This window comes from Pseudomonadota bacterium (assembly GCA_030859565.1).
In the GTDB taxonomy this organism is placed as follows: domain Bacteria; phylum Pseudomonadota; class Gammaproteobacteria; order JACCXJ01; family JACCXJ01; genus USCg-Taylor.
Genome location: JALZJW010000028.1, coordinates 1 through 23,521 on the forward strand (window position 1 = coordinate 1; position 23,521 = coordinate 23,521).

Consider the following 23,521-nt stretch of genomic DNA (forward strand, 5'->3'; position numbering starts at 1 on the left):
CGCCACCCGTTACACTGTGTTTCCATAAGGCCGTCCTCGTCATTGTGCATAACATGCTGATCGAACACATATTATGCCACGAGATACGGCCTTTTTCTTGGCTATCGGTGAGAAATCCGGGCTAGCGGTCTCCACGGATCCGGAAGCCTTGCGCATTTATGTGTGACACTCAGGAATTGCCTAGCTTCTTGTCAATAGTTTCAGACCAGGCCGACGACGAAGGATTATGGTTCGTTGCGCGTACAGCGCCAGAGGCGTATTTGCAGCAGGAGTTACGCCGCCTGCATGCTGCCATTGAAAGGGCGTACATACACGGCAATGTGCCGGAGGAATTGAGTGAAAACTGTTGAACAACTTATCGCGGATATCGTGGTGGCTCAGACAGCATTAGTTAATGCGAGAGCGGCATTGAGTAGCGTAACGACCCTATCACCGCGTCCCGCAATAGATGGTCCAGAGGGGTTGGAATGATGGGTGGTAAAGAGACCGATTTTGCTGATCTCGATAATGAGCCCGATATCGGTGAGCCGGCAGGTGATGCGGTTGCCGGCAGTGGCCAGAGCCAGGCACCGAGCATTGATGAGGACATCGATATTAAGTTTGTTGACACCCCCGATGATAAGCCAGACCAAGGACCGGGGGATGAGCAGCCGGAGCGTGAGCCCGCGCGGGGTCACCTGCAACGCGAGCAGCGGCTCAAGCGTGAAGCACGCGCACGGGGCGATGCCCTCGAAGCGGAGGTCCAGCGGCTCAATGCCGAGAATGAGACGCTCAGGCAAAAGCCCACCGAAGGAGGGGGATCGGACGATGAGATTGACGCTGCGATCGAGGCCAAGACCAAGCACTTCGCGAAAATCCGTGGCGAGTTCGATCCCGAGAAAGCCGGCGAGGAAGCCAAGCTCATCCGTGAGATTGCCGCGCTTGAATACCGCAAGCAGCGCAAAGCCGATGGAGCACCAGCGGGCAATGGTGCGGGCGGGGTCCAGCAGCAGCCGCGGGTCAATCCCAAGGTCCAGGAGTGGATGGATAAGAACGACTGGTTCAACAATCCTGACTTCGAGCGTGAGACACGCCGGACGCGGGCCATTGATGCCTCGCTCCATGCGGATGGCTATCGGGTCGAGGATGAGGACTTTTTCGAGGAGTTGGAACGGCGGCTCGATAAGGCGGGTGTCAAGCCAAACAAGCACCGCACCAATGGAGAAGGTGGGGAGGTACCCATGAGGGAGAGTCCAGTCGCGAGAGGACGGGTAGATGCTCCTACTGGTGGCAAGCGCAAATGACTAGACTAAGCTTGGTCTAGTAAAGTCGCGTCTCGTTCATGTCGATCACCCTGGCTGCTATGATCTCGTTGGAAACACATACCGTTCAGATTCATACCCTATTGGAAAGACTCTCATTGGCAGCTCTTGTAGAATGCGAGTAGACTTCGGGCGGATACGTAGCGTATCGCTCGTTCAACGCAAAATTTGTTCGCTGCAACAGTGGCATAGCGCCCCAACGCTATGGATCAAGTAAAACGTGGGTTAAACATGCTTGGGGGAGCGACTATGGATATATTCATGGCTCTTGGTATTTTCGGCGCGCTGCTTTTTTGGGTGTTTATCATTACCAAAAAGCCGGCCGACCCAACGTTCATCGAAAACCAAACTAAAGACGCGCGGAGTAACGGCGCCCCGTTACCGGAGCAACGCGTGGGCGGTCAACACCAACCCGAATCAAAGACGGCACCGGTGAAGCTTGGAGGTGATGCGGCCGCGCCGCTGAAGACCGCCGGTCGCGGTCGGCCCATGCCCGAGGTGCTAGCCGAGATCCGGAAAGCGAATGCGGCGGCGATGAGCCCCTTCGGCTTACCCGCACGGGGACTGGCGCCGCAGCCCGCCGAGCCTGTGACCCCGGCCGCGGCGGATCGCAAGAGCGCGCCGCGGCAGAAGGGGCGCACGCCTTCGCCGATACAACGCGAGTTTTATCACTACTTCAATCTCAAAGCCCCAACTGGATTAAGCTTTGAGGAGGCATTAACCGTTATTAGCGATTTCAAGGATCGCTTGTCCAAAGACGATCCGCGTAAGCTCGATGAGTGGGACACGTACGTAAAGCTGTATAGCGAGATCAATAAAGCGGATGTTCGCAAAACCTACCAGATCAAAAAGGTCAGCTTTTCAGCCTATCGCGCCGCGATCAAGCAACTGAAAAAGGAAGGCCAGGTATGGACGGGTGCAAAGGACAGCCGCGATCTCGTGGTGAAAAAAATTATCGCGATGGCGCCGCGGCTCAAAACGGAGGCCGCGTAGCCGGCCGCCCCCGCCACGGCGGGCCGATCGCATGGTCAATTTTTTAAGGAGCCACGAAAATGTCATCTGTAAAACCAGTCGAATCACATACTCCGCGCAAGTATCAACTGCTCATCGACGGCAAATGGGTCGATGCGGCGTCGGGGAGGACTTTCACATCGCCGAATCCTTCGACCGGAGAAGTATTCGCCGAAGTCGCAGCCGGAGACAAAGCAGACATTGACAAAGCCGTAAGCGCGGCTCGTCGAGCCTTCGAAGGCAAATGGTCACAGATGAGCGCGCGCGATCGCGGCCGTCTTCTTTACAAGCTCTCGCAAATGATCGAAGAACGTTCGACGGAGCTTGCAGAGCTTGAGACTGCCGACAACGGCAAACCGATTCGCGAATCTCTCTACGTCGACTTGCCTCAAGTCGTCGAGAACTTTGAATATTTCGCGGGCTTTGCGACAAAGATCGAAGGTGAAACTATCCCTGTCCCGGGCCAAATGTTCAACTACACTCTGCGCGAACCGGTCGGCGTCTGTGGGCAGATCATTCCATGGAATTTTCCTCTGTTGATGGCCGCCTGGAAACTCGCGCCCGCGCTCGCCGCCGGCAACACCGTGGTTTTAAAACCCGCCGAACAAACGCCGGTCACCGCTATGGAGCTCGGAAAGATGATTCAGGAAGCGGGATTTCCTGATGGAGTCGTCAACATCGTCCCAGGCTACGGTGAGACTGCAGGCGCGGCGCTCGCTTCCCATGCGGGCATCGACAAGGTAGCGTTCACCGGCTCGACCGAAGTCGGAAAACTGATTGCTAAATCCGCCGCCGACAACCTCACCAAGGTTTCACTTGAGCTTGGCGGCAAGGCGCCCAACATCGTTTTCGCGGATGCCGATCTCGAGCAAGCGGTTAACGGCGCGATGATGGGGATCTTCTTCAATCAGGGCCAGGTTTGCTGCGCAGGCTCGCGGCTCTTCGTTGAAGAGAGAGTCAAAGACGAATTCCTCGATCGCTTCAAAGCCAGAGCGGAGACCGTAAGCGTAGGTGATCCGGCCCTTAAGACGACTCAGATGGGCCCGCAAGTTTCACAGGAACAGCTTGATCGGATTCAGAGTTACGTCGGCATCGCTCGTGAAGAAGGCGCCAGTGTCATAACAGGCGGCCAGACGCCAAAGCTTGAAGGGGGCTTTCAGCGTGGCTATTTCTTCCAGCCGACGATTTTCTCGGACGTCAACAACACCATGCGCGTTGCTCAGGAGGAGATATTCGGCCCCGTGACCAGTGTAATCACATTCAAAGACGAAGACGATTTGATCAAGCAGGCCAACCAAACAATCTATGGCCTCTCCGCGGGGATCTGGACACGCGACCTGGTCCGCGCGCATCGCTTCGCAAAGGCGATCAAGGCAGGCGTCATCTGGATAAACACCTTCAACATGTTCAATGCCGCGTCACCCTTTGGTGGCTACAAACAATCAGGCTACGGCCGCGAGATGGGCAAGCACGCGCTCGACCTTTACACTCAGATCAAGAGCGTGTGGGTCGATCTTTCCGGCAAACCGATAGGCTGGTTCGGCAAGTAGAAATTATTTTTAGCGGGCATCGAGCGGGCTGCGCACAGCGCCCCGGCATAGCGCGCCTTCTCACCAGCTCCGCGACCCGCTGCCTGCTCCAGAGGGCCGCTTGAGCTTCGTTCTAAAAGAGTCGCACCCATCTAATATGTCTGCCTAGCCCTGGGTCTCTTTGGTCCGCCGGGTCTGCCGAGGACCTCTCGAAACGCAGCAGCATATCCGGGAAGCGCTTGCGTCTAGAAGAAAGCCTGCAACAATGCACACAAGTCGATCCGATGTTTTGTAAGAGTAAGATAGGAGGGATAAACCCATCATCAATATGAGCAAAAGGGAAGCACATTGCACTATACGGACGAGGTTCCTTCCGCTCGCAAATCCAGCACCCTGGGCGATCTAGACCGAAGGTCGGCTTGAGGATGAGGATGGACGCGGGCCCTGGGCCTCACGCCCCGGATGCCGGCCAGGCGGCTTCCCAGCTGGTCGATCTCGTGCGCGAGCTTTTGGATGAGGCGCACGCGGGTCGCCATCGCGTGACCGAGGCTACGCTCGACAGCTCGCTCGATAAGGATCTCGGGCTCGACAGCCTGGCGCGTGTCGAGCTGCTCACGCGGGTCGAGCGCACCTTCTCGGTCGAGATGCCGGGAGACGCGCTGGGCACGGCGGAGACGCTGCGCGATCTGCTGCGGGCGCTTCTGGCCGCGGGTCCCCGGATCGGGGCCCGCCGCAGGGTTGCGGCAGACGAGCACCGCGATGGCGTTCTCCCGGTGCCCGAAGGCGCGAGCACCCTCACCGAGACGCTCTCCTGGCACGTCGAGGCGCACCCCGAGCGCCGCCATGCCCTCTTCTACCGCACCGCCGACGAGACCCGGACGCTCACCTACGGCGAGCTGTGGCGCGGCGCCAGCGCGGTCGCGGCCGGGCTGGTCGAGCGCGGTTTGGTACCGGGCCAGGCCGTCACGATCATGCTGCCGAGCGGCTTCGAGTTCTTTTTCGCCTTCTTCGGCAGCCTGCTCGCGGGCGGCGTTCCGGTCCCGCTTTATCCGCCGGCGCGCCTGTCGCAGATCGAGGATCACCTGAAGCGGCAGGCGGGGATCCTGTGCAACTCCCTCGCGCCCATCCTCATCACGGTACCGGAGGCGACGCTCGCGGCGCGCCTCCTCAAGGGCCATGCGCCCGAGCTGCGCGAGATCGCCACCGTCGGCGAGCTGCAAGCGGCGCGGCCGAATGCCCTCAGGCCACGGATCAAGGCCGATGACGTCGCGTTTCTGCAATACACCTCCGGGAGTACGGGAAACCCTAAGGGCGTCGTCCTGACCCACGCGAACCTGCTGGCGAACCTGCGGGCGTGGGGGCGCGCGGCGCGCTTCGATTCGAACGACGTGGCGGTGAGCTGGCTGCCGCTCTATCACGATCTCGGGCTCATCGGCGCCTGGCTGGGGAGCCTGTACAACGGGGGCTTGCTCGTGCTCATGTCGCCGCTCGACTTCCTGGCGCGGCCGGATCGCTGGCTGTGGGCGATCCATGCCCATCGGGGGACGGCGTCCGCGGCGCCGAACTTCGCCTTCGAGCTCTGCCTGCGCAGGATCGAGGACCGCGACATCGAGGGCCTGGACCTCGGCTCCTGGCGGCTCGCGGCCAACGGCGCGGAGCCCGTGATCCCGGACACCCTGCGGCGCTTCACGGAACGCTTCGCGCCTTATGGCTTCCGCGCAGAGGCAATGGCCCCGGTGTTCGGGCTCGCCGAATGTACCGTGGGCCTCGCGATCCCGCCGATGGGCAGAAAGCCGATCGTGGACCGAATCGAGCGTGCCCCCTTCATCGAACGGCGCCTTGCGGCGCCCGCGCGTGCCGGCGACCAGCAGGCGCTCGAATTCGTCGCCTGCGGGCGGGTGCTCCCCGGTCACGAGATGCGCATCGTAGACCACGAGGATCGCGAGTTGCCCGAGCGCAGTGTGGGTCACCTGCAGTTCCACGGCCCGTCGGCGACGCGCGGTTACTTTCGCAATCCAGAGGAGACTGCGAGGCTGATCCACGGTGAGTGGCTCGACAGCGGCGATTTCGGTTACATCGCCGACGGCGACCTCTACGTCACCGGCCGGGTGAAGGACACGATCATCCGCGGCGGGCGCAACATCCTGCCGCACGCACTGGAGGAAGCGATCGGGGGCTTGCCTGGGATCCGTAAGGGCTGCGTCGCGGTCTTCGGCGTGCCGGACCCTGGCGGGGGCACCGAGCGGCTGGTGGTGGTTGCCGAGACACGCGAGGGCGAGCCGTCGGTGCTCGAAGGGCTGCGCCAGCGCATCAACGCGCTCGCGGTGGAGCTGCTCGAGACGCCCGTGGACGAGGCGGTGCTGGCACCGCCGCAGAGCGTGCTCAAGACCTCGAGTGGCAAGATCCGCCGTGCCGCGACGCGCGAGCTTTATCAGCGCGGCAAGCTCGGGCGGACCGCGGGTGCCCCCTGGTTGCAGATCGCAAGGCTGGCCTTGAGCGGGGCGCCGGGACAGCTCGCGCGCCTGGCGCGCGCCACAGCGGCGTACCTGTACGCAGCCTATGCGTGGATCGCCTTCGCGCTGGTCGCGCTCATCGACTGGGTCACCGTGCTCATCACCCCATCGCTGAAGTGGCGCTGGCAAGCGACGAGGGGTCTCATTCGCCTGCTTTTGCGCCTCGTGGCGCTTCCGGTGCAGACTGAGGGTATCGAACGGCTGTCGGTCAACGAGCCGCGGGTGTTCGTCGCGAACCATACGAGCTTTCTTGATGTGCTGGTGCTCATCGCGATGCTCCCCGGACCGCTCCACTTCGTCGCCAAGCGCGAGTTCCTGCGCATGCCCGTGCTGCGGATTCTGTTCTCGCGGCTCGGCGCCCAGTTCGTCGAGCGCTTCGATGCACGGGCAGGGACCGAGGACACGGAGCGATTGAAGCAGGTCGCGCGCGGCGGTGGCTCGCTCATGGTATTTGCAGAGGGCACGTTCCGCCGCGGCGCCGGGCTGCGGCCGTTCCGGATGGGCGCCTTTGCGATTGCGGCCTCGGTGCGGCGGCCGGTCGTGCCGGTCGCGCTCCGGGGCGCGCGCTCCGTGCTGCCGCAGGACAGCTGGCTCCCGCGCCGCCACCCGATAACGGTCGCGGTGGGGGAGCCGATCTGGCCCGAGGGAGAGGGTTGGGACGCCGCCGTCGCCCTGCGCGATGCGGCACGCGAGCAGATCCTCCGCCGCTGCGGCGAGCCTGACCTGGGTTAGCTAGGGGGGTGCAGGACGCTACGGTCGCCGCTCCGATGGTTGATTTTGACCGTCATCCCGCCGCTCAAACACTACCAGGTCATCGAGCTCCAACCGGAATCCGATGCGCGACTGTACCGCGTGATCGTGGTGGCTCGGAACGAGACTTAACAACCGCGCGTGGTTATCGAGTGCCAGCGTGTAGAGGAATTCCGCGCCTCGAAATGCCTTGTCCAGCACCGTGGCGGTGAGTATGCTCTCATCATCGTGCACGACATCGTCGGGACGAATGAGCACATCCACCGGGCATCCCACCCCGAGGTCGGCGCGGATGCGCCCGCAGAAGGTCCCTAGCTCGGTTTGCACTTGGTCGGGGGCAACGACCACCCCGGGCACAAATACGCCCTCGCCGATGAAGTCCGCGACATACTTGCAGGCCGGGCGGTGATACAAGTTGTAGGCCGTGTCCCATTGCAGCAGCCGCCCGTCCTTGATGACGCCGATCCGGTCGGCGATGGCGAAGGCCTCCATCTGATTGTGGCTCACGAGCACGGCGGTGATCCCATCCTGTTTCAGAATGTTTCGCACCTCCTTGGCGATCTGCTCCCGCAACTCTACATCGAGGCTCGAGAAGGGCTCGTCGAGGAGCAGCACGGCAGGTCGCGGGGCCATGGCCCGGGCGAGCGCCACTCGTTGCTGTTGGCCGCCGGAGAGCTGGTGGGGATAACGCCTGCACTCCCCCTGGAGCCCCACGAGGTCGATCAGACTCCGCGCCCGGGCCTGTCGGTCCGTCTTTCCTAAGCTTCTGATCCCAAAAGCGATGTTTTCTTCCACCCCGAGATGCGGGAAGAGTGCGAAGTCCTGGAATACCATTCCCACCCGGCGCTGCTCGGTGGGCACATGCCAGTCCTGAGCGCTCATCAAGACACCGTTGATCCAGATCTCCCCTGTTGCCGGCGGCTCGAAGCCCGCGATCGCCCGGAGCAGCGAGGTCTTGCCGCAGCCGCTCGGTCCCAGGAAGCAGGCGATGTCACCCTTCTCCATGGCAAACGACACCTCGCGCAGCACCACCTGATCGCCGAAGGCGACCGAGGTCCGTTTCACTTCAAGGGTGCGGGTCATAACCAGGTCTGGAGCGAGAGATGGAGCGGCTCAGCAGAATAACCGGCAAGACACCGACCAGCACAATGGCCAGTGCCGCCGTCGAGGCGTCGGCCAGGCGTTCCTGGTTGGCCAGTTCATAGGTGCGCACGGCCAGGGTATTGAAATTGAAGGGTCGCAAGATCAGGGTGGCCGGCAGTTCCTTGAGCACGTCCACGAAGACCAGAAGCACGGCGGTCAGCAGGCTCCCGCGCATGATTGGCAAGTGTACCCGGCGCAGGGTGCCCAACGGGCCAAGCCCCAAGGAGCGCGCCGCATCGTCCATGTTGCGCCCGATTTTACCCAGTCCTGCTTCCACCGTTTGCATGGAAACGGCGAGGAACCGCACCAGGTAGCTGAACACCAACGCAGTCATCGTCCCACTCAGGAGAAGCCCCGCGGAGATCCCTGAGTACTTCTGCAGCCAGCCGGCGAGGGCATTGTCGGTCCAGCCGAGGAGCAACATGACCCCCACCGCGACGACCGTGCCGGGGATGGCATAGCCTAGACCTGCGCAGCGCACCGAGAAGCGCACGGGAAGGCTGGGGTATCGGCGTCTGCCATAGCCCATGAGCAGGGCCAAGAACAAGGCCAGGAGGGCGGTGGCAAGGGCGAGGGCTGCGCTGTGCCAGACCAGCGCCACGAAGCTCGCATCGACCATCCTCTCGGCCGTGGCGAGGGCCCAGGCGAGGAGCTGAGCGCCCGGCAGCAAAAACCCGAACAGCACCGGGCCGCCGCAGGCAAGGAGCGCGGCAAACGCCCGCCATCCCCGCAGCCGATACCGGGGCAGCGGGCGGTAGCGGCTGCTGGTATGATGATAACCTGCCTGCCTCCGCGACCAGACTTCCAGGCTCAGAAGCAGAAACACGAACATTAGGAGCAGCGCCGAGAGCTGGGCCGCCGCCACCGGCTCCCCCAAACCCAGCCAGGTCCGGAAGATCCCGGTGGTGAAGGTGGACACACCGAAATACTGGACCGTCCCATAGTCGGCTACCGTCTCCATCAAGGCCAGGGACAACCCGGCGATCACGGCCGGCCGCGCGAGGGGCAAGGCCACGCGCGCAAAGCTCCCCCAGGCGTTGCAACCGAGCGTGTGGCTCACCTCGAGCACACACGCCGACTGCTCCAGGAAGGCCGCACGCGCGAGCAGGTAGACGTAAGGGTAGAGCACCAGCGATAGCATCAGCATAGCGCCCGTGAGAGAGCGTATTTCGGGGAACCAGTAGTCACCGTAATCGTAGCCGAACCATTGCCGGAGCCCAGTCTGTACCGGGCCGGCGAAATCCAACAGGCCGGTGTAGGTGTAGCCGATGATGTACGCAGGCATGGCCATGGGCAAGAGCAAGGCCCACTCAAAAAACCCCCGCCCCGGGAAACGGCACATGGCCGTGAGCCAGGCCGGACCCACGCCAAGGAGACAGGTGCCGGCCCCCACCCCAAACATCAACAGCAGGGTGTTGGTGATGTAATCGCCGAACACGGTGCTCGCCAGATGAGCCCAGACCTCCGGTACCGGAAACAGCACTGCCCCTAGGATGACGAGCAGGGGCAGGGAGAGGGTCAGTGCGATCAGCAGGACACCGGTTGGCCACGGCCCTGGAAAGACCCAGGGCGCGATACGGGGAGGATGTGCAGTGGTGTTCCGCAATGGGTCGGTGAACCTATCGTCTTCGGCGAACATCACTTCCAACCGGCCCGATCCATCAGGCGCACCGCCTCCGCATTGTATCTGCCCAAGAGGCTCAGGCTGAGGTCGTCGGCCTTGAACTCACCCCAAGCTTGCAAGGTCGCGCTGACGGCGGCGCCAGGCTTCACCGGATATTCGAAATTCATCTCCGCATACCAGCGCTGGGCCTCGTCGCTGACCATGAACTCGAGGAGACGCACGGCATGGGCCCGGTTTTTAGCCGCCTTGGTCACTCCCGCGCCGCTGATGTTGACGTGGGCACCTCTGCCCCCTTGATCGGGCCACAGGAGCGCTACCTTGCCCGCAGCCTCCTGCTCCGCCGGATCGCTAGAATTCAACATCCCGGCAAGATAATACGTATTGACCAAGGCCAGGTTACACCGGCCGGCGGCCACCGCCTTGATCTGGTCCCGGTCGCCGCCGGCGGGCGGGCGGGCAAAGTTGGCGACGAAACCCCTTGCCCATTGCTCGGTCTTCTTGGATCCATCATGGACGATCATGGCGGCGACCAGGGATTGGTTGTAGACATTATTCGAGGAACGCACACAGATCTTGCCCTTCCATTTGGGATCGGCCAGGTCCTCGTAGGTGGAGAGGTCTGAAGGTTTGACCCGGTCCTGGGCATGGACGACCACGCGGGAACGCAGCGAGACGCCAAACCACTGGTGTTCGGCGTCCCGGTACTGGACCGGGATGGCCTCTTGCAACACCTTGGATTCCACGGGTTGCAGTAGCCCGGCCTCTTGGGCTCGGAGCAAGCGGCCCACATCCGTCGTCAAGATCAGGTCTGCCGGGGAATTTTGCCCCTCGCTCTCCAGACGCTTGAGGAGCGCATCCGCCTCGCCGGTCACGAGATTCACCGTGGTCCCGTGGGCGGTGGAGAATTGGTCCAGCAGTGGTTTGATCAAGGCCTCCTCTCTGGCCGAGTAGAGATTCACCTCGGCGGCTTGGGTAGCAACAACCCCCAAGCACAACCCAAGACCAATCATTCTTCGCAGCATTAGAAGCTCCGCAGGAAACCCCTCCATCAGCCCGGTCCGGGAAAGGACGATAAGCCCAGTCCCTTGTGTGTGGGATACCCCGTTTCAGGCATCAGAAATAAAACCTGAGCCCCGCCTGCACCAGCTGAGGCGTGCCGGGCACGATGCCGCGAGTGCGGTCCGCGATGTACTCGTTGTCGAACAGGTTCTTAAGCGCCACGAAAACGTCCGTGCTGAGCGGCTTCACCCGATAGGTGGCCGCCAAGTTGACGACGGTGTAGTCCTCGATCTCGCCGGTCATGCCACTGGGATCGGGGGTCACGGAGTTGGGAAAATCGCTGAACTGAGAGTCCACGAACACCGTCTCCAGATTGATATCGAACCCAATGGGATGGGAGTAGCCCACCGCGGCCGTGATCAGATGCTCGGGGGCATAAGGCACGCGTCTGCCATCGCCGGAACCCAGAAGCCCGCGCGTGACGGGATCGCAGAATGGAACGCCCTGAGCATTGGTACTTGTCGAAACCGCGCCATTTATCAAGGGACACACGAATGGAGACTCTTGCTCCGCGTCCCCGAGCCAAGTCCAAGCTATTTGTGCATAGAAATTGTGGGGGGATCTCAGCAACTCGCCTAAGTCCAATCGCCCGAACAATTCCGTGCCCTGGTAAAGGGCCTCGCCCTGCGCCAGCGGCAGATCGCCGCCTGCTACACTGCCGACGACGGTATTGGTGCTGAAATCGTTGCGAAACAGCGTGGCGTCTAGCTGCACGCCTTTCCAGGGTCGGCTACGCACCCCCAGCTCGTAGTTCCAGCTCTTTTCGGGATCCACGTCCACGCTGTTGCCCTGATTGCTAATAGTGTCTTCCACACGGGGCGGGGTAAAGCCTCGATGGAAGCCAAAGAACAGCGTTGCGGTGTCGACCGGGTTATACGTAATGCCGAAGGCCGGGAGCGGCTCCGTGACACCGCTTTCGCCTCGAGCCTCCGATCCCGGGAGCAGATTGTTGCGCTTATAAGCTACGCTCTCCACCCGCACTCCGGGGGTCACGGTCCAGCCGCCCAGAATAAAGCGATTCTGGATGAAACCCGCATAGGCGTCGGCGAAACGTTCGTTGTCCTCGGTCCGGGTTCCGCCGCGTGCCGTGGGTGAAGCGCCATTTTCCTGTACGCGGAACTGTTCTTCGTAATGGGCGCGAAAGCCGAGATCCACCTCGCTCGGTATGCCGAAGAAGCTATAGGCCGCATGCAGGCGCGGCTCGACCCCCCAGGTATAGTAATCACGCAACCGCCCCTGCACCGAGTTGCAGGCATCGACATTGACGGCAAGGCCCGCCTGCCTCGCCTCGCTGAAGGTCCGCTCATTGACCAGGGTAGGGTCGCATTGGGTGTCCGTGGTGCGGCTCGACTGCCGCCAAAAGTCGCGACTAAAGTTGGTCCAGTAGAAGCTGGTGGTGAGGGTCAGGTCATCGTTGAGGTAGAACTCGTGGGTCGCGGAGGCCCCCCAACGATTGGCGTCGAATTCATCGTTCTTGAAGGGGTTGTAACGGATACCAAAGTTGCGCAGCTCAGCTTCGGTGATCCCGGTGTAACCGACCTGAGAGTCTTCTCCGTAGTAGTTGCCCCGCAGGATCAGGGCATTCCTCTCGTTGATGTCGAAAAGCCCTTTGAGGTTGACGTCGTTGACGTCAAAATGGGTGTTGTCACGGGACCCGTCACTCTGCCTATGGATGTAATCCAGCAGCCCGCCAACTCTGTTCCAAGTGCCGCCATAGTTGGCGTGGACGTTGTAATAGTCTCGGCTGCCCCCGGTGAAGCCCAAGAAACCTTGGGGCTTTAAGGGTGGAGTGGGGGTGATGTAATTGATAGTACCGCTGGCGGTCTGCGGTCCAAAGAGGATCTGCCCAGCGCCCTTCAAGACCTCGATGCGCTCGAAGCGATCCACCGGCGGGTGATAGTAGCTGGCATTATCTCCGTAGGGTGCGTAGGAGAGCGGAAGGCCATCTTCCAGGAGCAGGGTCTTGGTGGATCGGGTAGGATTCTGACCCCGGATACCGATGTTGGGCCGTAGGCCGAAGCCCTCCTCGTCGCGGACATTGACGCCGGGGACCTTGCGCAGGGCCTCGCTTGTAGTGAATACATGGCTCTTGTACAGGGTCTCCTGCGGGATGATGAAACCTGAGCCCGGGATCTCCTTTAGCCGTTCTTCTGTTCCGATCACTTCTATGGTTGGGAGATTTACCATTTCCTCGACGGACGGCAAATCCGCCTCCTGCCTGGCCCTTTCTCCAGTCTCTTTGCCTCGCATATCCGTTCCGTCGCCTGGTTGGGCAATTGCCAAGTTTCCTGAGACCGAAATGGTGGCGATGGCCGACCAGATCGCAAGGCGTTTCGCATGATCCTGGGCCGGATGCCCACTCCCCTTGAGCCGCACTACCGGATTCTTGCCCATATACGCCCTCCCGGCCAGGTGGACTTCCCAGCCTGACCGTAATCTAAATAGCACTGATTCTGATTTACGTTTACTATAAACCTAGAAGCCACTTGCCGCCTTATCCTAGGAACACTACGGGTGGTCCGCGCGGAACGCTTCACCGGCCGCCCACGAGGCGCCCGGCGGACATCGAACTTGCTGAGGCGCGCCAGACCTCGCGCCTGGCTAGCGGGCGCTACCTGTGGCCCGCGTCAGGCCTGCTGCATCCCCATGTTCGCCAGATCGTCGGCGAGACAGCGATGCAGGCAGTCGCGGACGTGCTCGACACAGGCCCCACAGCCGGTACCCACCCGCAGGCATTCGTTGAGCTGGCGCAACGAGTTGGCCCCCTCGCCGATCGCATTATCGATATCGCGTTCACTCACCCGGTGACAGATGCAGATGATCATAAGCTTGCTCGTGACGACCCAGTGGACCCACAAAAGGAATAGTAGCGCGAATGAGAACGATTCGCAACAGCTAGACTTTCATAAGTTCACGGGCAAAACAAGTGCCAGTTCATGGGACATGGCACGCCCCTGGCCGGGGGATCCCCGGTACCACGAGACCATCGGAATCAGGGTAGGATTCTACTGCCGGTGGGGCGCGAGTGAACGGAACAACGGGGGCCCGCGATCGATGACATGCCGTCCGGTCGGGGCGCCTACGCCCAGTCCCGAGGGCCTACAGCTTGGATTGCAGGTAGTTGGGTAGTCCGACCTTATCGATCAGCTCCAACTGTGTCTCCAGCCAATCGATGTGCTCCTCCTCGCCGTCCAGGATCGTCGTAAGGATCTGCCGCGAGAGGTAGTCCTGCGTCGTTTCACAGCAGGCGATCGCCTCGCGCAGGACCGGCAGCGAGCTCATCTCGAGCTTGAGATCGCAGGCGAGCATGTCCTGCACGTCTTCGCCGATCATGAGCTTGCCGATGTCCTGCAGGTTCGGCAGGCCTTCGAGGAACAGGACGCGCTTGATGAGTGTATCTGTCGTGCTTCATCTCATCCACCGATGCCTTGTGCTCGTATTCGCACATTGCATGGAAGCCCCAGTTCTTGAACACCCGCGCGTGCAGGAAGTACTGGTTGATGGCGGTGATCTCGTTTTTCAGCACCCGGTTGAGGTACTCGAGTACCTTGGCATCGCTTTTCATGTGGTTCCCCTGAAACTCGCCTACCCGGAATTCTAACCCCCCGCCGGCTTGCGTGCTAGGCAGATGGTCGCGTGTTACAGTGGTCGGGCCCGTCCCACTCCGGTACGCAGACCGTACGCCCCGCCCCGATGGACAACCACAGAAAAATCCACGCTCTTTCAAAACGCGTTTATGGCAATCCACTTTACCAAGACGGTCTACGATCCGTCTGAGTCAGAAGACGGTTGCCGGTTGATCATCATGCGGCGTTATCCGCGCGGCATCGCGAAATCGCGCGCGCATGCCTGGGTGCCGCAGCTCGCGCCCACGCTGCCGCTCGTGCATTGGTACCACGGTAATAAGCGCGCGATCGAAGCACGGTGGCAGTCGCGCGACCCCGTGCGCTTTGAACGGGAAATCGCGAAATTCTGGAAAACCTATAGCCGCCGGTATCTGAGTGAGATGCGCGGGCAGCGGAGCCTGATCGAATTTCTAGCCTCTCTGCAGCGCGATTTCGGGGTGACGTTCACCTTGCTGTGCGCTTGCCCCGACTACCGGATCTGTCATCGGAGTCTCCTCGCGCCGCTCATTCAAGACGCGTCCCCTCGGTAAGCTTTCGTGGCGCTCCAGCGGTAACGCGTGATTAAAACAATCCGCTGAGATCGACCGGACAGTCAGGCAAAGCCCCTAGCGTGCGTACGGCCGGGTCGGCGAGCGTCTGAGTTTGTTGATAACCGGTTTCGGCGGCTCCGGTGAACACGTGCAGACATTTGTTTTCGAGATCGACGATCCAAACCTCGGGTATGCCCTGCCGCGCATAAAGCGGAAGTTTAACGTCGCGATCGTAGGCCAAGGTATCGGCTACTTCGATGATCAGCAGTACGTCGGCGGGATGCGGGTGGGCGGATGCGTAAAAATCCCTTCGAGGCCGGAGTAAACAGATATCAGGTTCTGGTTCGGATTGATCATTCAAGACCACCGGATTCTGTATCCAGATAATCGCTTGGTCCCCCGCGCTACGTTCAAGAAGTTTCTGTAAGCGGGCGACGTAAGCGGCGTGCTGGCTTCCAATGGGCGCCATCAACACGGTGGTGACGGCAACCTCTTTGCCTTATGCAACATACCGTAGGGAGGTTTGCGCGATTCTCAAGTCGAGTGACTCTTGCCTCATTTGGTCTTGAGCCGCTCTGAGTGCCTTCCGTGCGAGATGAACGTAACTTGGGTTGATTTCAATCCCAAGAAAGCGTCTACGCTCAAGAATTGCAGCGACACCTGAGGTGCCACTTCCAGCAAAACAATCTAACACCAGGTCATCCCGGTCTGTCAGTAGCTGAATGACCCTGCGCGGTACCTCAAGTGGGAACTTTGCTTCATGGTCGTCATTCGCGCGAACCGACGGGATCGTCCATATTCCCCTGGAACCCCAAGCAACCCATTCATCTCTTGCCAAGCGCGTTTTGTCTACTTTTGTAATTCCAGGTTTCCAGAAATACAGCAGGTGCTCAAATTCATCGACCGCGCGGTAGCTCATCGTGTGCCACCGGGAATTCTCCCATGCGGCGTCCTTTACCCAAACGCGACGGTCATAAAGGTAAAGCCCGGAATCATAAGCAAACTCTTCTAATAGGCCGCACACAAGCTTCACACGAGTCTGTGTCTCATACTTCCCGCCACGGATATTGTTTCCCTTTAACCTTCGGTCGACGGTTTGTTCACTACAACCCAATAATTTCGCTATTTTATGGCGACTTGCACCTGGGTTTTGCGCCAACGCCTCCAAGACCATTTCCCGTGTGATATCCGACCGCTTTCGCCTCGATACATTCTCAGCCATTATTCTCGGAATGCTCGGATCTTTGAAGCACAGGATATCGGCGATATTAACGACTAGGAAACCGCCTGGTTTTAAGACTCCTGCATGACTCGCTATAACACGCCCGAGGAGGTTCTTCCACTCTAGGAAAGACATATCTCTCTCATACTCCTTGCCGACATGATACGGCGGCGACCACACACTTAGAGCAACGGACTCATGCGTTATATTATCGGCGATGTTCCGCGCATCGCCTTCATAAATATCGTTAGGCGTGTACATTGTTAGCCGTTCGAAGTTGCCAAGATGCATTTATTATTTGTGTCATACTCAATAGTCTGGACGCGCCAGCGTGCTTTCTCGCCCAGAGCCGAAAAGCTCAGGCGGACGCGAAAATCCTCTCCTCGTGAAGGCGCATTACGTCCTGCCATCCAAATCGTTTCAACATGGTCTGGATTGTAGCGATCTTGAAGGCGGCCATTAGGGATAGCTACAAGCGTGAGCTTTAAAAGACGATAAGGTGGTACATCTTTGCCCGTACCGATTGCATGCGCCTCCTAATGATAGTGCGCCAATAATATCGTAGATAAGTCCCCACTCACCCGCACTTCGACTCCCCGCAGTTGAGACAGGTCAAGCAGCCGTCCATCTGCACCATGGCCTTGGTGTGGCATTTCGCGCACAGCTCGGCGTCGCCGGGAAATTCATCCGCAGCGGATGGTCCACTCAGTTGTTGTGAGCGCTGATACTCGGCGCGCTTCTCGTCGATGAGTTTTTTCTGATGCGCATCGGGCTTGTTGTCCTTGAGCAAGCCGATCATCCGCAGGTGGCTTTCGAGCACGTCCCCGATCTCGGCGACTAGCGAGGGCATGAAGCGCCCGCCTTTCTTGAAATAACCCCCTTTCGGATCGAACACCGAACGCAGCTCTTCGACCAGGAAAGTAACATCGCCGCCCTTGCGGAAGACGGCGGATACGATGCGGGTGAGCGCGACGATCCACTGGAAATGATCCATGTTCTTGGAGTTGATGAAAAGCTCGAAAGGCCGCCTCAGCTCGTGCGCCGTGCCTTCGTTTAGCACGATGTCGTTGATGGTCACATAGAGCGCGTGCTCGGAAAGGGGGGTCTTGATCTTGTAGGTTGAGCCCAGCAGCATCTCGGGGCGCTCGACCTTCTCATGCATCTGGATCACATTATCCTGCGGCTCTTTCGCAGCCGAGGTTTCGGCAGTGACGACGCTGTATTTGACGATGCGCTGGTCGAATTTCTTAGTCATGGGCTGAAGTCCTCGCTCATTAGAATTTACCATAGTAGCCTTCTTTGAGGGCGTCAAAAAGGTTGGCGGCCGTGTGGATCTCACCGTCGTACTCGATGTCCTCGTTGCCCTTGGCTTCCTCGACGGTGCCGTCCTCCAGAATAAAGCGATAGAGGGTGTTTTCAAGATCCTGATCCTTGACCAAGACCCCCTGGAAGGCTTGCGGATTGAAACGAAAGGTCGTGCAGCCCTTGAGACCCTGCTCGTAGGCATAGAGATAGATGTCTTTGAAATCCTCGAAGGGGAAATCGGGGGGTATGTTCGCGGTCTTCGAGATCGAGGAATCGATCCAGCGCTGCGCCGCCGCCTGGATGTCGACATGCTGGCGCGGGGTGATGGTCTCGGCGGTGACGAAGTAATCCGGTAACTGCGCCGCGAACGGCTCGGCGCTGGGCTTGGCATCGGGGTCTACGAAATGGCGATAGGCGAGGAGCTCAAACGAATACACATCGATCTTCACTTTGGTCTTGCGCCGCTCGCGGATGACGTTGCGGGCATAATGGTGCGCGAAACTCGGCTCGATCCCATTGCTGGCGTTATTGGCCAACGAGAGCGAGATGGTGCCGGTCGGTGCGATGGAGCTATGATGGGTGAAGCGCGCCCCCGTCTCGGCGAGGGCGTTAACGAGATCGGGCGCCAGTTCGGCCACGCGCTGCATATAGCGGCTGTAGCGCGCGTGCAAGACTTTGCCCTTGACCACATCGCCAGCCTTGTAACCGTCGCGAGTCATCTCCGGGCGATGCTGCAGCATCGCGGCCGTGACGGTAATCTCTTCTTCCATGATAGGCGCCGGGCCCTTCTCGTGCGCGAGATCCAAGGCCATCTCCCAACCGGCCAAGGCCATCTCGCGGGTGACCTGCTCGGTGAAGGCGATCGAGTCCGGCTCGCCGTACTTCATGCGCAGCATCGTGAGCGTCGAGCCGAGTCCAAGGTACCCCATGCCGTGACGACGTTTGCGCAGGATCTCCTCGCGCTGCGTTTCCAAGGGAAGGCCGTTGATTTCGACCACGTTGTCGAGCATGCGCGTGAACACCTGTACGACTTTACGGTATTCCGCCCAATCAAAGCGCGCTTGGCCGGTGAAGGGATCGCACACGAACTTGGTGAGATTGATCGATCCGAGCAGACAGGATCCATAGGGCGGTAGCGGCTGCTCGCCGCACGGATTGGTCGCCCGGATGGTCTCGCAAAACCAGTTATTGTTGAGATCGTTGACCCGATCGATCAAGATGAAACCGGGCTCGGCATAGTCATAGGTCGAGGCCATGATCATATCCCAGAGATGCCGGGCGCGAAGGGTTTTGTAGATCTTGCAGGCGACTTGCCCCTCGCTATTGCTGAGATAGCCTTCCGTCACCGGCCATGCGCGCCAGATCACCTTTTTAGAGTCATTGAGGTCTAAATCCTCGGTTTCCAGCTCCGCTTGCTTAAGCGGAAAGGCGAGTGGCCAGAGGCCGTTGGCCTTGACGGCCTGCATGAAGGCATCGGTGATGAGCAATGAAAGGTTGAATTGCCGCAGCCGCCCGTCCTCGCGCTTGGCGCGAACAAAGTCCTTGACGTCCGGGTGCCCGACATCGAAAGTTGCCATCTGGGCGCCGCGCCGACCCCCGGCGGACGACACCGTAAAGCACATCTTGTCGTAGATATCCATGAACGAGAGCGGACCCGAGGTATACGCGCCGGCGCCCGAGACATAGGCGCCCTTCGGACGCAAGGTGGAGAACTCGTAGCCGATACCGCAGCCGGACTTGAGGGTCATACCGGCTTCGTGGACTTTGCCGAGGATGTCGTCCATCGAATCGCGGATGGCGCCTGATACCGTGCAGTTGATGGTGGAAGTGGCGGGTTTATAAGCGCGGGCGCCCGCGTTCGAGACGATGCGGCCCGCCGGGATGGCCCCGTGGCGCAGCGCCCACAGAAACTCGCCGTACCAGTGCTCGCGGATCGAAGGCGTCGCCTCGATCTCCGCGAGCGCCAGCGCGATCCGCTGGTAGCTGTCGTCCATCGTCGCATCGATAGCGGTACCATCTTTCTTTTTTAAGCGGTATTTCCGGTCCCAGATGTCCAGCGAAGCGGCTTGGTAAGGAACCTCCTCCGCGGCCGCCTCGGAAATTAGCTTGATTGACGCTTTATTCATGCTCCCCCCTCGTTGATGGTGTATCGGACTCATCCGAGTGAACACACAATATATTGCGTTTTTATAAACTTTACAACCCTATATTATGTGTATTAACCGGACAGGGGCTTAACCTCCCGAACGCGCCTGCTCAACGAGGGGTCGCTTTAAAATCTTCAGTAACCCCTGTACCTACCTGCACGCCCCCAACTTCGCCAAGGTTTCCATGCGTCAACATTTCCTCCGCGTGTCTTAGCGTCTGTTCGGAGATGTTGATGCCCCCCAACATGCGCGCGAGCTCCTGTATCCGCCCTTGACCGTGAAGTTTGTCGACCACGACAGTGGTGGTTTCTTGGCCGCTATGTTTTGTGATCGAGTAATGGTGATGCCCGAGGGACGCCACTTGGGGCAGATGAGTCACACACAGGACTTGCCGATACTGCGCCAATTGCCGCAAATGGCGGCCGACGATCTCAGCGACAGCGCCGCCGATTCCGGCATCGACTTCATCGAAAATCAGCGTCGGGACTCCCTTCGCAGTGGCGTCCAGGACTTGGATGGCCAAACTGATTCTGGACAGCTCCCCACCCGATGCGACCTTCTCCAGCGGGCGCGGGGGCTGGCCGGGGTTGATCGTGACCTGGAATTCGATGCGATCTTGCCCGTTGGCGGCGGCATCCTCCAAGGCGTCCAGGCGGACGACGAACTCGCCGCGCGGCATGCCGAGTGTGCGCATCGTGGCCGCGATTCTCCGCGCCAGCCGCGGCGCGTGCTGCTTTCTTAGCTCCCGCAACCGGGCGGCGGCGCACTGGTAGGCGCTCCGCAGCGTGTCTTGCGCCTCTTTAAGCTCATTCAAGCGCGCCTCGCTCCCTTTGAAAATAGCTAACCGTGCCCTAAGCTCCGCGAGCTGCACGGGGAGTTGGGCGATCGGGATTCGATGTTTACGCGCCACTTCGGCAAGCGCCGCTATACGCGCTTCGACTAGCTGCAGCCGCTCGGGGCCTTGGTTGATCGCGTCCAGGTAGCGATTGAGCGTCGCGCCGGCCTCCTCGACGTGAATCGCCGCGGTATCCAGCAGGTCGACGACCGGCTCGAGACGCTCGTCGAGCGCGGCGGCCGCACGGATCTCGCGCGCGGATCGGCTGATTAAGGCATGGGCGTTGTCATTGTCCTCGCGTAAGGCCAGCAAGGCATACCGGCAGCTCGCGGCGAGCTGTGAGAGATTAGCGAGGCGCGCGTGTTCGCGCTCCAGCTCCGGCAGTTCCTGAGCAGTAAAGCCAAGTCTCTCGATCTCATGGACCTGATAGTCCAAAAGCGCGCCCTCGGCTTCGCGATCGTGTCCTTGCGTCCGCTCAAGGCGCAGTCGCTCGTCGCTGATTTGTTTCCACTCTCGGAAGGTACGGGCGCTTTCCGAGGCCGCGGCCGTGGCGCCGGAAAAGTCGTCCAGTATGGCGAGCTGAATCTCACGGCGCAGCAATGACTGGTGCGCGTGCTGCCCGTGAATGTCGATCAGGATCTCCCCGATCTCTTGCAGGGTGCGGGCGGGAACCGCGATACCGTTTATGAAGGCGCGCGTGCGTCCGTCGGCGCTCAATTGGCGCGTGATCGTGCACTCGTGATCACTCGCTTGGAGATCCCGTTCCACCAGCAGAGCACGGGCTTTCGCGGACAGATCGAATGCCGCCGTGACCAAGGCCCGCGGGCGCCCCGCCCGGATCAAACTTGGATCGGCACGCTCGCCTAGGATCAGCCCAATCGCATCGATCACGATCGATTTACCGGCACCGGTCTCGCCGGTGAACACCGTGAAACCGGGATCTAACTCCAGGTCTAATTGTTCGATGACCGCCAGATTTTCGATATGCAGGTGCGTTAACACCGGCCGCTCAGAGCTTGTGAAGAAATCGTAGCGAGCACGCCCGCCCGCGAGGCGCGCGGCGCGCCAGGACCGTTTCGCCGGGAGCGAAACGGCGCATAAGCCCCGAAGGGGCGAGTCTCAAGGATGAGACGAGCAACCGCAGTGTATATGGAAATACATGAGGATTCCGAGCACCGCGCAACGATGCGGGCGGGCTGCGCAGTAGATTTAATCACAAGCTCTCAGCCCCACTGCAACTTGGCGCGTAAGGTCGCGAAGTGGTCATGCCCCTCCGGGTGGACTAGGCGGATGGCGCGTTCCGCCTTCTGCACGACCACGCGGTCAGCCGGGATAAGCGCGCAGCCGATTTCTCCGTCACAGGTCAAGCGCGCCTGCCCGGCCTCACGGGTGCCTACCACGATTTCAACGCGACTATTGCCGTTCAGTACGATCGGACGGTTGCTTAAGGTATGCGGGCACAACGGCACCAAGGCCAGCGCGTCGATCGCCGGGTGCAGTATAGGACCACCGCATGACAACGCATAGGCGGTGGACCCGGTGGGGGTGGACACGATGATGCCGTCGGAGCGTTGCCGGTGGACGAACTGTTCATTGACGTAAACGTCGAGCGTGATTAAGCGGCCGATGTTCCATTTTTGCACCAACACGTCATTCACGGCATCTTGTGAATAGAGGGTTTTTCCGGCGCGGATGACGTGACTTTGGAGGAGCATGCGTTCTTCTTCGACAAACTGCCCATCGAAGATCGCGTCCAGCCGCTCCGGGATCTCCTCGGGGGAGATGTCCGCGAGAAAGCCGAGATGCCCGACATTGATCCCCAGCAGCCTAACCTTGTGGTTGGAGATCTGGTGGGCGGCTCGGAGCAGTGTTCCATCGCCGCCGACGGCGATCACGAGATCGATCGGATAACCGACAAACGTCTCGGTCACAGTCAAAAGCGGCGCCGTGAGGAGCTGCGCGCAGCTCTTGTCCAAGAAAACTTCCAGGCGCCGGCGTTTGAGGAAAGACAGGAGGGTATGCAGCGTATCCGGGATGCGCGCGTCGCCGGTTTTAGCGATGAGACCGACTCGCTTAAACATCGAAATCGAAGACCAGCGCGCGCATGGATTAACGTTAACATGTCCATCCCGCCGCGCCAACCATGGCGCCACCCGCGACGATTTATTCACAGTCGAGGGTCCGCTCACATCAACCGATACAGTCGAGAATCACGCCAGCGTCGCGATAATTGTAAGCAACCGGCCATATAATCCATTGTGTTCCAGGATCAAGCTTGGCAAACCATCCGCCCCGAGCTTCCGCGACATACAAATCTGCTCCCTAAGTAGCGATTGAGTTTCGGCGCTGTTCAGGTCGCTTTGAAATCGCTGTGCGTCGAACTCCAAACGCGTTGCAAGATCGAGGAGTGTCTCGTCGTCCGAGGGATTCCGCGCTTCCCGGTACTAGGCTTGGCGAGGATCATGGGCTCCTCGTAGCAGGCCCCTTGCCTTTGCGCGGTAATCACAGCTCGGCACGCAGGGTAAGTCGAGCGGCGTGGCACACAACGGGTCCAGAAATCAAAGTTAAACTCCGTGCCGGGGACCACCTGCTGTATGCGCCGCCAAGTCTCTTGGATAGTCGAGCGCATCGCAGCGGGCATCGGAGCCTCGGAATCCGGGGCGAGCCCCCCGAGAACGCGTTGAGTCACGACGCCATCCGGAAGACGCTTAACCACTTCGTTCCACACCGAACGAAATGCCCAACACCAGCTGCACATCGGATCGTGTACGTAGTATAGGCGCATCAATAAATGCTCGTCGATCGCAGTGTCATGGGGATGCCGGGGATCAACAATAGCGCTTATTATACTTTTTATAATAGAGATGTATTCGCTGCTGGAAAGGAGGGACCATGCATCATCGCTTTGCGCCTCTGCTCGCTTTTC

At 60.2% G+C, this 23,521-nt stretch carries 18 protein-coding genes and 2 pseudogenes; 6 read left to right on the forward strand and 14 right to left on the reverse strand.

Going from position 1 to position 23,521, the window contains the following annotated elements; translation table 11 throughout:
- Positions 1–467: 467 nt before the first annotated feature.
- The 4 genes from M3436_06085 (at position 468) to M3436_06100 (ending at position 7,086) form a co-directional block, all read left to right on the forward strand.
- Positions 468–1,283 (forward strand): hypothetical protein, encoded by an 816-nt coding sequence (locus M3436_06085; protein MDQ3563711.1) that lies wholly within the window; start codon positions 468–470, stop codon positions 1,281–1,283.
- Between the two features lie 279 nt (positions 1,284–1,562).
- Positions 1,563–2,294: a hypothetical protein gene (locus tag M3436_06090; GenBank protein ID MDQ3563712.1), complete on the forward strand. Its 732-nt coding sequence runs from the start codon at positions 1,563–1,565 to the stop codon at positions 2,292–2,294.
- 59 nt (positions 2,295–2,353) lie between these two features.
- Positions 2,354–3,862, forward strand: a complete 1,509-nt coding sequence (locus M3436_06095) for an aldehyde dehydrogenase family protein (GenBank protein MDQ3563713.1) — start codon at positions 2,354–2,356, stop codon at positions 3,860–3,862.
- A gap of 410 nt (positions 3,863–4,272) precedes the next feature.
- Positions 4,273–7,086: an AMP-binding protein gene (locus M3436_06100; GenBank protein MDQ3563714.1), complete on the forward strand. Its 2,814-nt coding sequence runs from the start codon at positions 4,273–4,275 to the stop codon at positions 7,084–7,086.
- Positions 7,087–7,104: 18 nt separating this feature from the next.
- On the opposite strand, the gene M3436_06105 is transcribed toward M3436_06100, so the two are convergent.
- The 6 genes and pseudogenes from M3436_06105 to bfr all read right to left on the reverse strand — a co-directional run bounded on the left by M3436_06105 (position 7,105) and on the right by bfr (position 14,453).
- Entirely contained in the window at positions 7,105–8,187 is a 1,083-nt protein-coding gene (locus M3436_06105; protein MDQ3563715.1) for an ABC transporter ATP-binding protein, read from the reverse strand.
- Complete coding sequence (locus M3436_06110; GenBank protein MDQ3563716.1) at positions 8,171–9,886, reverse strand: iron ABC transporter permease; 1,716 nt, start codon at positions 9,884–9,886, stop codon at positions 8,171–8,173. The genes M3436_06105 and M3436_06110 overlap by 17 nt, the downstream gene beginning before the upstream one ends.
- On the reverse strand, positions 9,886–10,893 hold the full coding sequence (locus tag M3436_06115; protein ID MDQ3563717.1) for a Fe(3+) ABC transporter substrate-binding protein: 1,008 nt from the start codon (positions 10,891–10,893) through the stop codon (positions 9,886–9,888). The genes M3436_06110 and M3436_06115 overlap by 1 nt, the downstream gene beginning before the upstream one ends.
- Positions 10,894–10,984: 91 nt before the next feature.
- A complete protein-coding gene (locus tag M3436_06120; GenBank protein ID MDQ3563718.1) occupies positions 10,985–13,324 on the reverse strand; it encodes a TonB-dependent receptor in 2,340 nt (779 codons plus the stop codon).
- A gap of 233 nt (positions 13,325–13,557) precedes the next feature.
- On the reverse strand, positions 13,558–13,755 hold the full coding sequence (locus tag M3436_06125; protein MDQ3563719.1) for a (2Fe-2S)-binding protein: 198 nt from the start codon (positions 13,753–13,755) through the stop codon (positions 13,558–13,560).
- Positions 13,756–14,029: 274 nt separating this feature from the next.
- Positions 14,030–14,453, reverse strand: a pseudogene (gene bfr, locus M3436_06130) (bacterioferritin).
- Here bfr and M3436_06135 point away from each other — a divergent pair.
- Positions 14,382–14,531, forward strand: a complete 150-nt coding sequence (locus tag M3436_06135; GenBank protein ID MDQ3563720.1) for a hypothetical protein — start codon at positions 14,382–14,384, stop codon at positions 14,529–14,531. The pseudogene bfr and the gene M3436_06135 sit on opposite strands and share 72 nt — an antisense overlap.
- A 135-nt stretch (positions 14,532–14,666) precedes the next feature.
- On the forward strand, positions 14,667–15,086 hold the full coding sequence (locus tag M3436_06140; GenBank protein MDQ3563721.1) for a DUF488 family protein: 420 nt from the start codon (positions 14,667–14,669) through the stop codon (positions 15,084–15,086).
- 31 nt (positions 15,087–15,117) lie between these two features.
- Here the strand turns inward: M3436_06140 and M3436_06145 are convergent, their stop codons facing one another.
- The 8 genes and pseudogenes from M3436_06145 to M3436_06180 form a co-directional block, all read right to left on the reverse strand.
- Positions 15,118–15,555 (reverse strand): Uma2 family endonuclease, encoded by a 438-nt coding sequence (locus M3436_06145; protein ID MDQ3563722.1) that lies wholly within the window; start codon positions 15,553–15,555, stop codon positions 15,118–15,120.
- A gap of 30 nt (positions 15,556–15,585) precedes the next feature.
- A complete protein-coding gene (locus tag M3436_06150) occupies positions 15,586–16,569 on the reverse strand; it encodes a site-specific DNA-methyltransferase (protein ID MDQ3563723.1) in 984 nt (327 codons plus the stop codon).
- Between the two features lie 2 nt (positions 16,570–16,571).
- Positions 16,572–16,775, reverse strand: a complete 204-nt coding sequence (locus M3436_06155) for an SfiI family type II restriction endonuclease (protein ID MDQ3563724.1) — start codon at positions 16,773–16,775, stop codon at positions 16,572–16,574.
- 110 nt (positions 16,776–16,885) lie between these two features.
- Entirely contained in the window at positions 16,886–17,563 is a 678-nt protein-coding gene (locus M3436_06160; GenBank protein MDQ3563725.1) for an NrdJb, read from the reverse strand.
- Positions 17,564–17,582: 19 nt separating this feature from the next.
- Positions 17,583–19,739, reverse strand: coding sequence for an adenosylcobalamin-dependent ribonucleoside-diphosphate reductase (locus M3436_06165; GenBank protein MDQ3563726.1), 2,157 nt, complete (start codon positions 19,737–19,739; stop codon positions 17,583–17,585).
- 130 nt (positions 19,740–19,869) lie between these two features.
- Positions 19,870–21,597, reverse strand: coding sequence for a DNA repair protein RecN (gene recN, locus M3436_06170; GenBank protein ID MDQ3563727.1), 1,728 nt, complete (start codon positions 21,595–21,597; stop codon positions 19,870–19,872).
- Positions 21,598–21,818: 221 nt separating this feature from the next.
- Entirely contained in the window at positions 21,819–22,676 is an 858-nt protein-coding gene (locus M3436_06175) for an NAD(+) kinase (GenBank protein ID MDQ3563728.1), read from the reverse strand.
- A 109-nt stretch (positions 22,677–22,785) separates the two neighbouring features.
- Positions 22,786–23,380: pseudogene (locus tag M3436_06180) on the reverse strand (DsbA family protein).
- Positions 23,381–23,521: the final 141 nt, after the last annotated feature.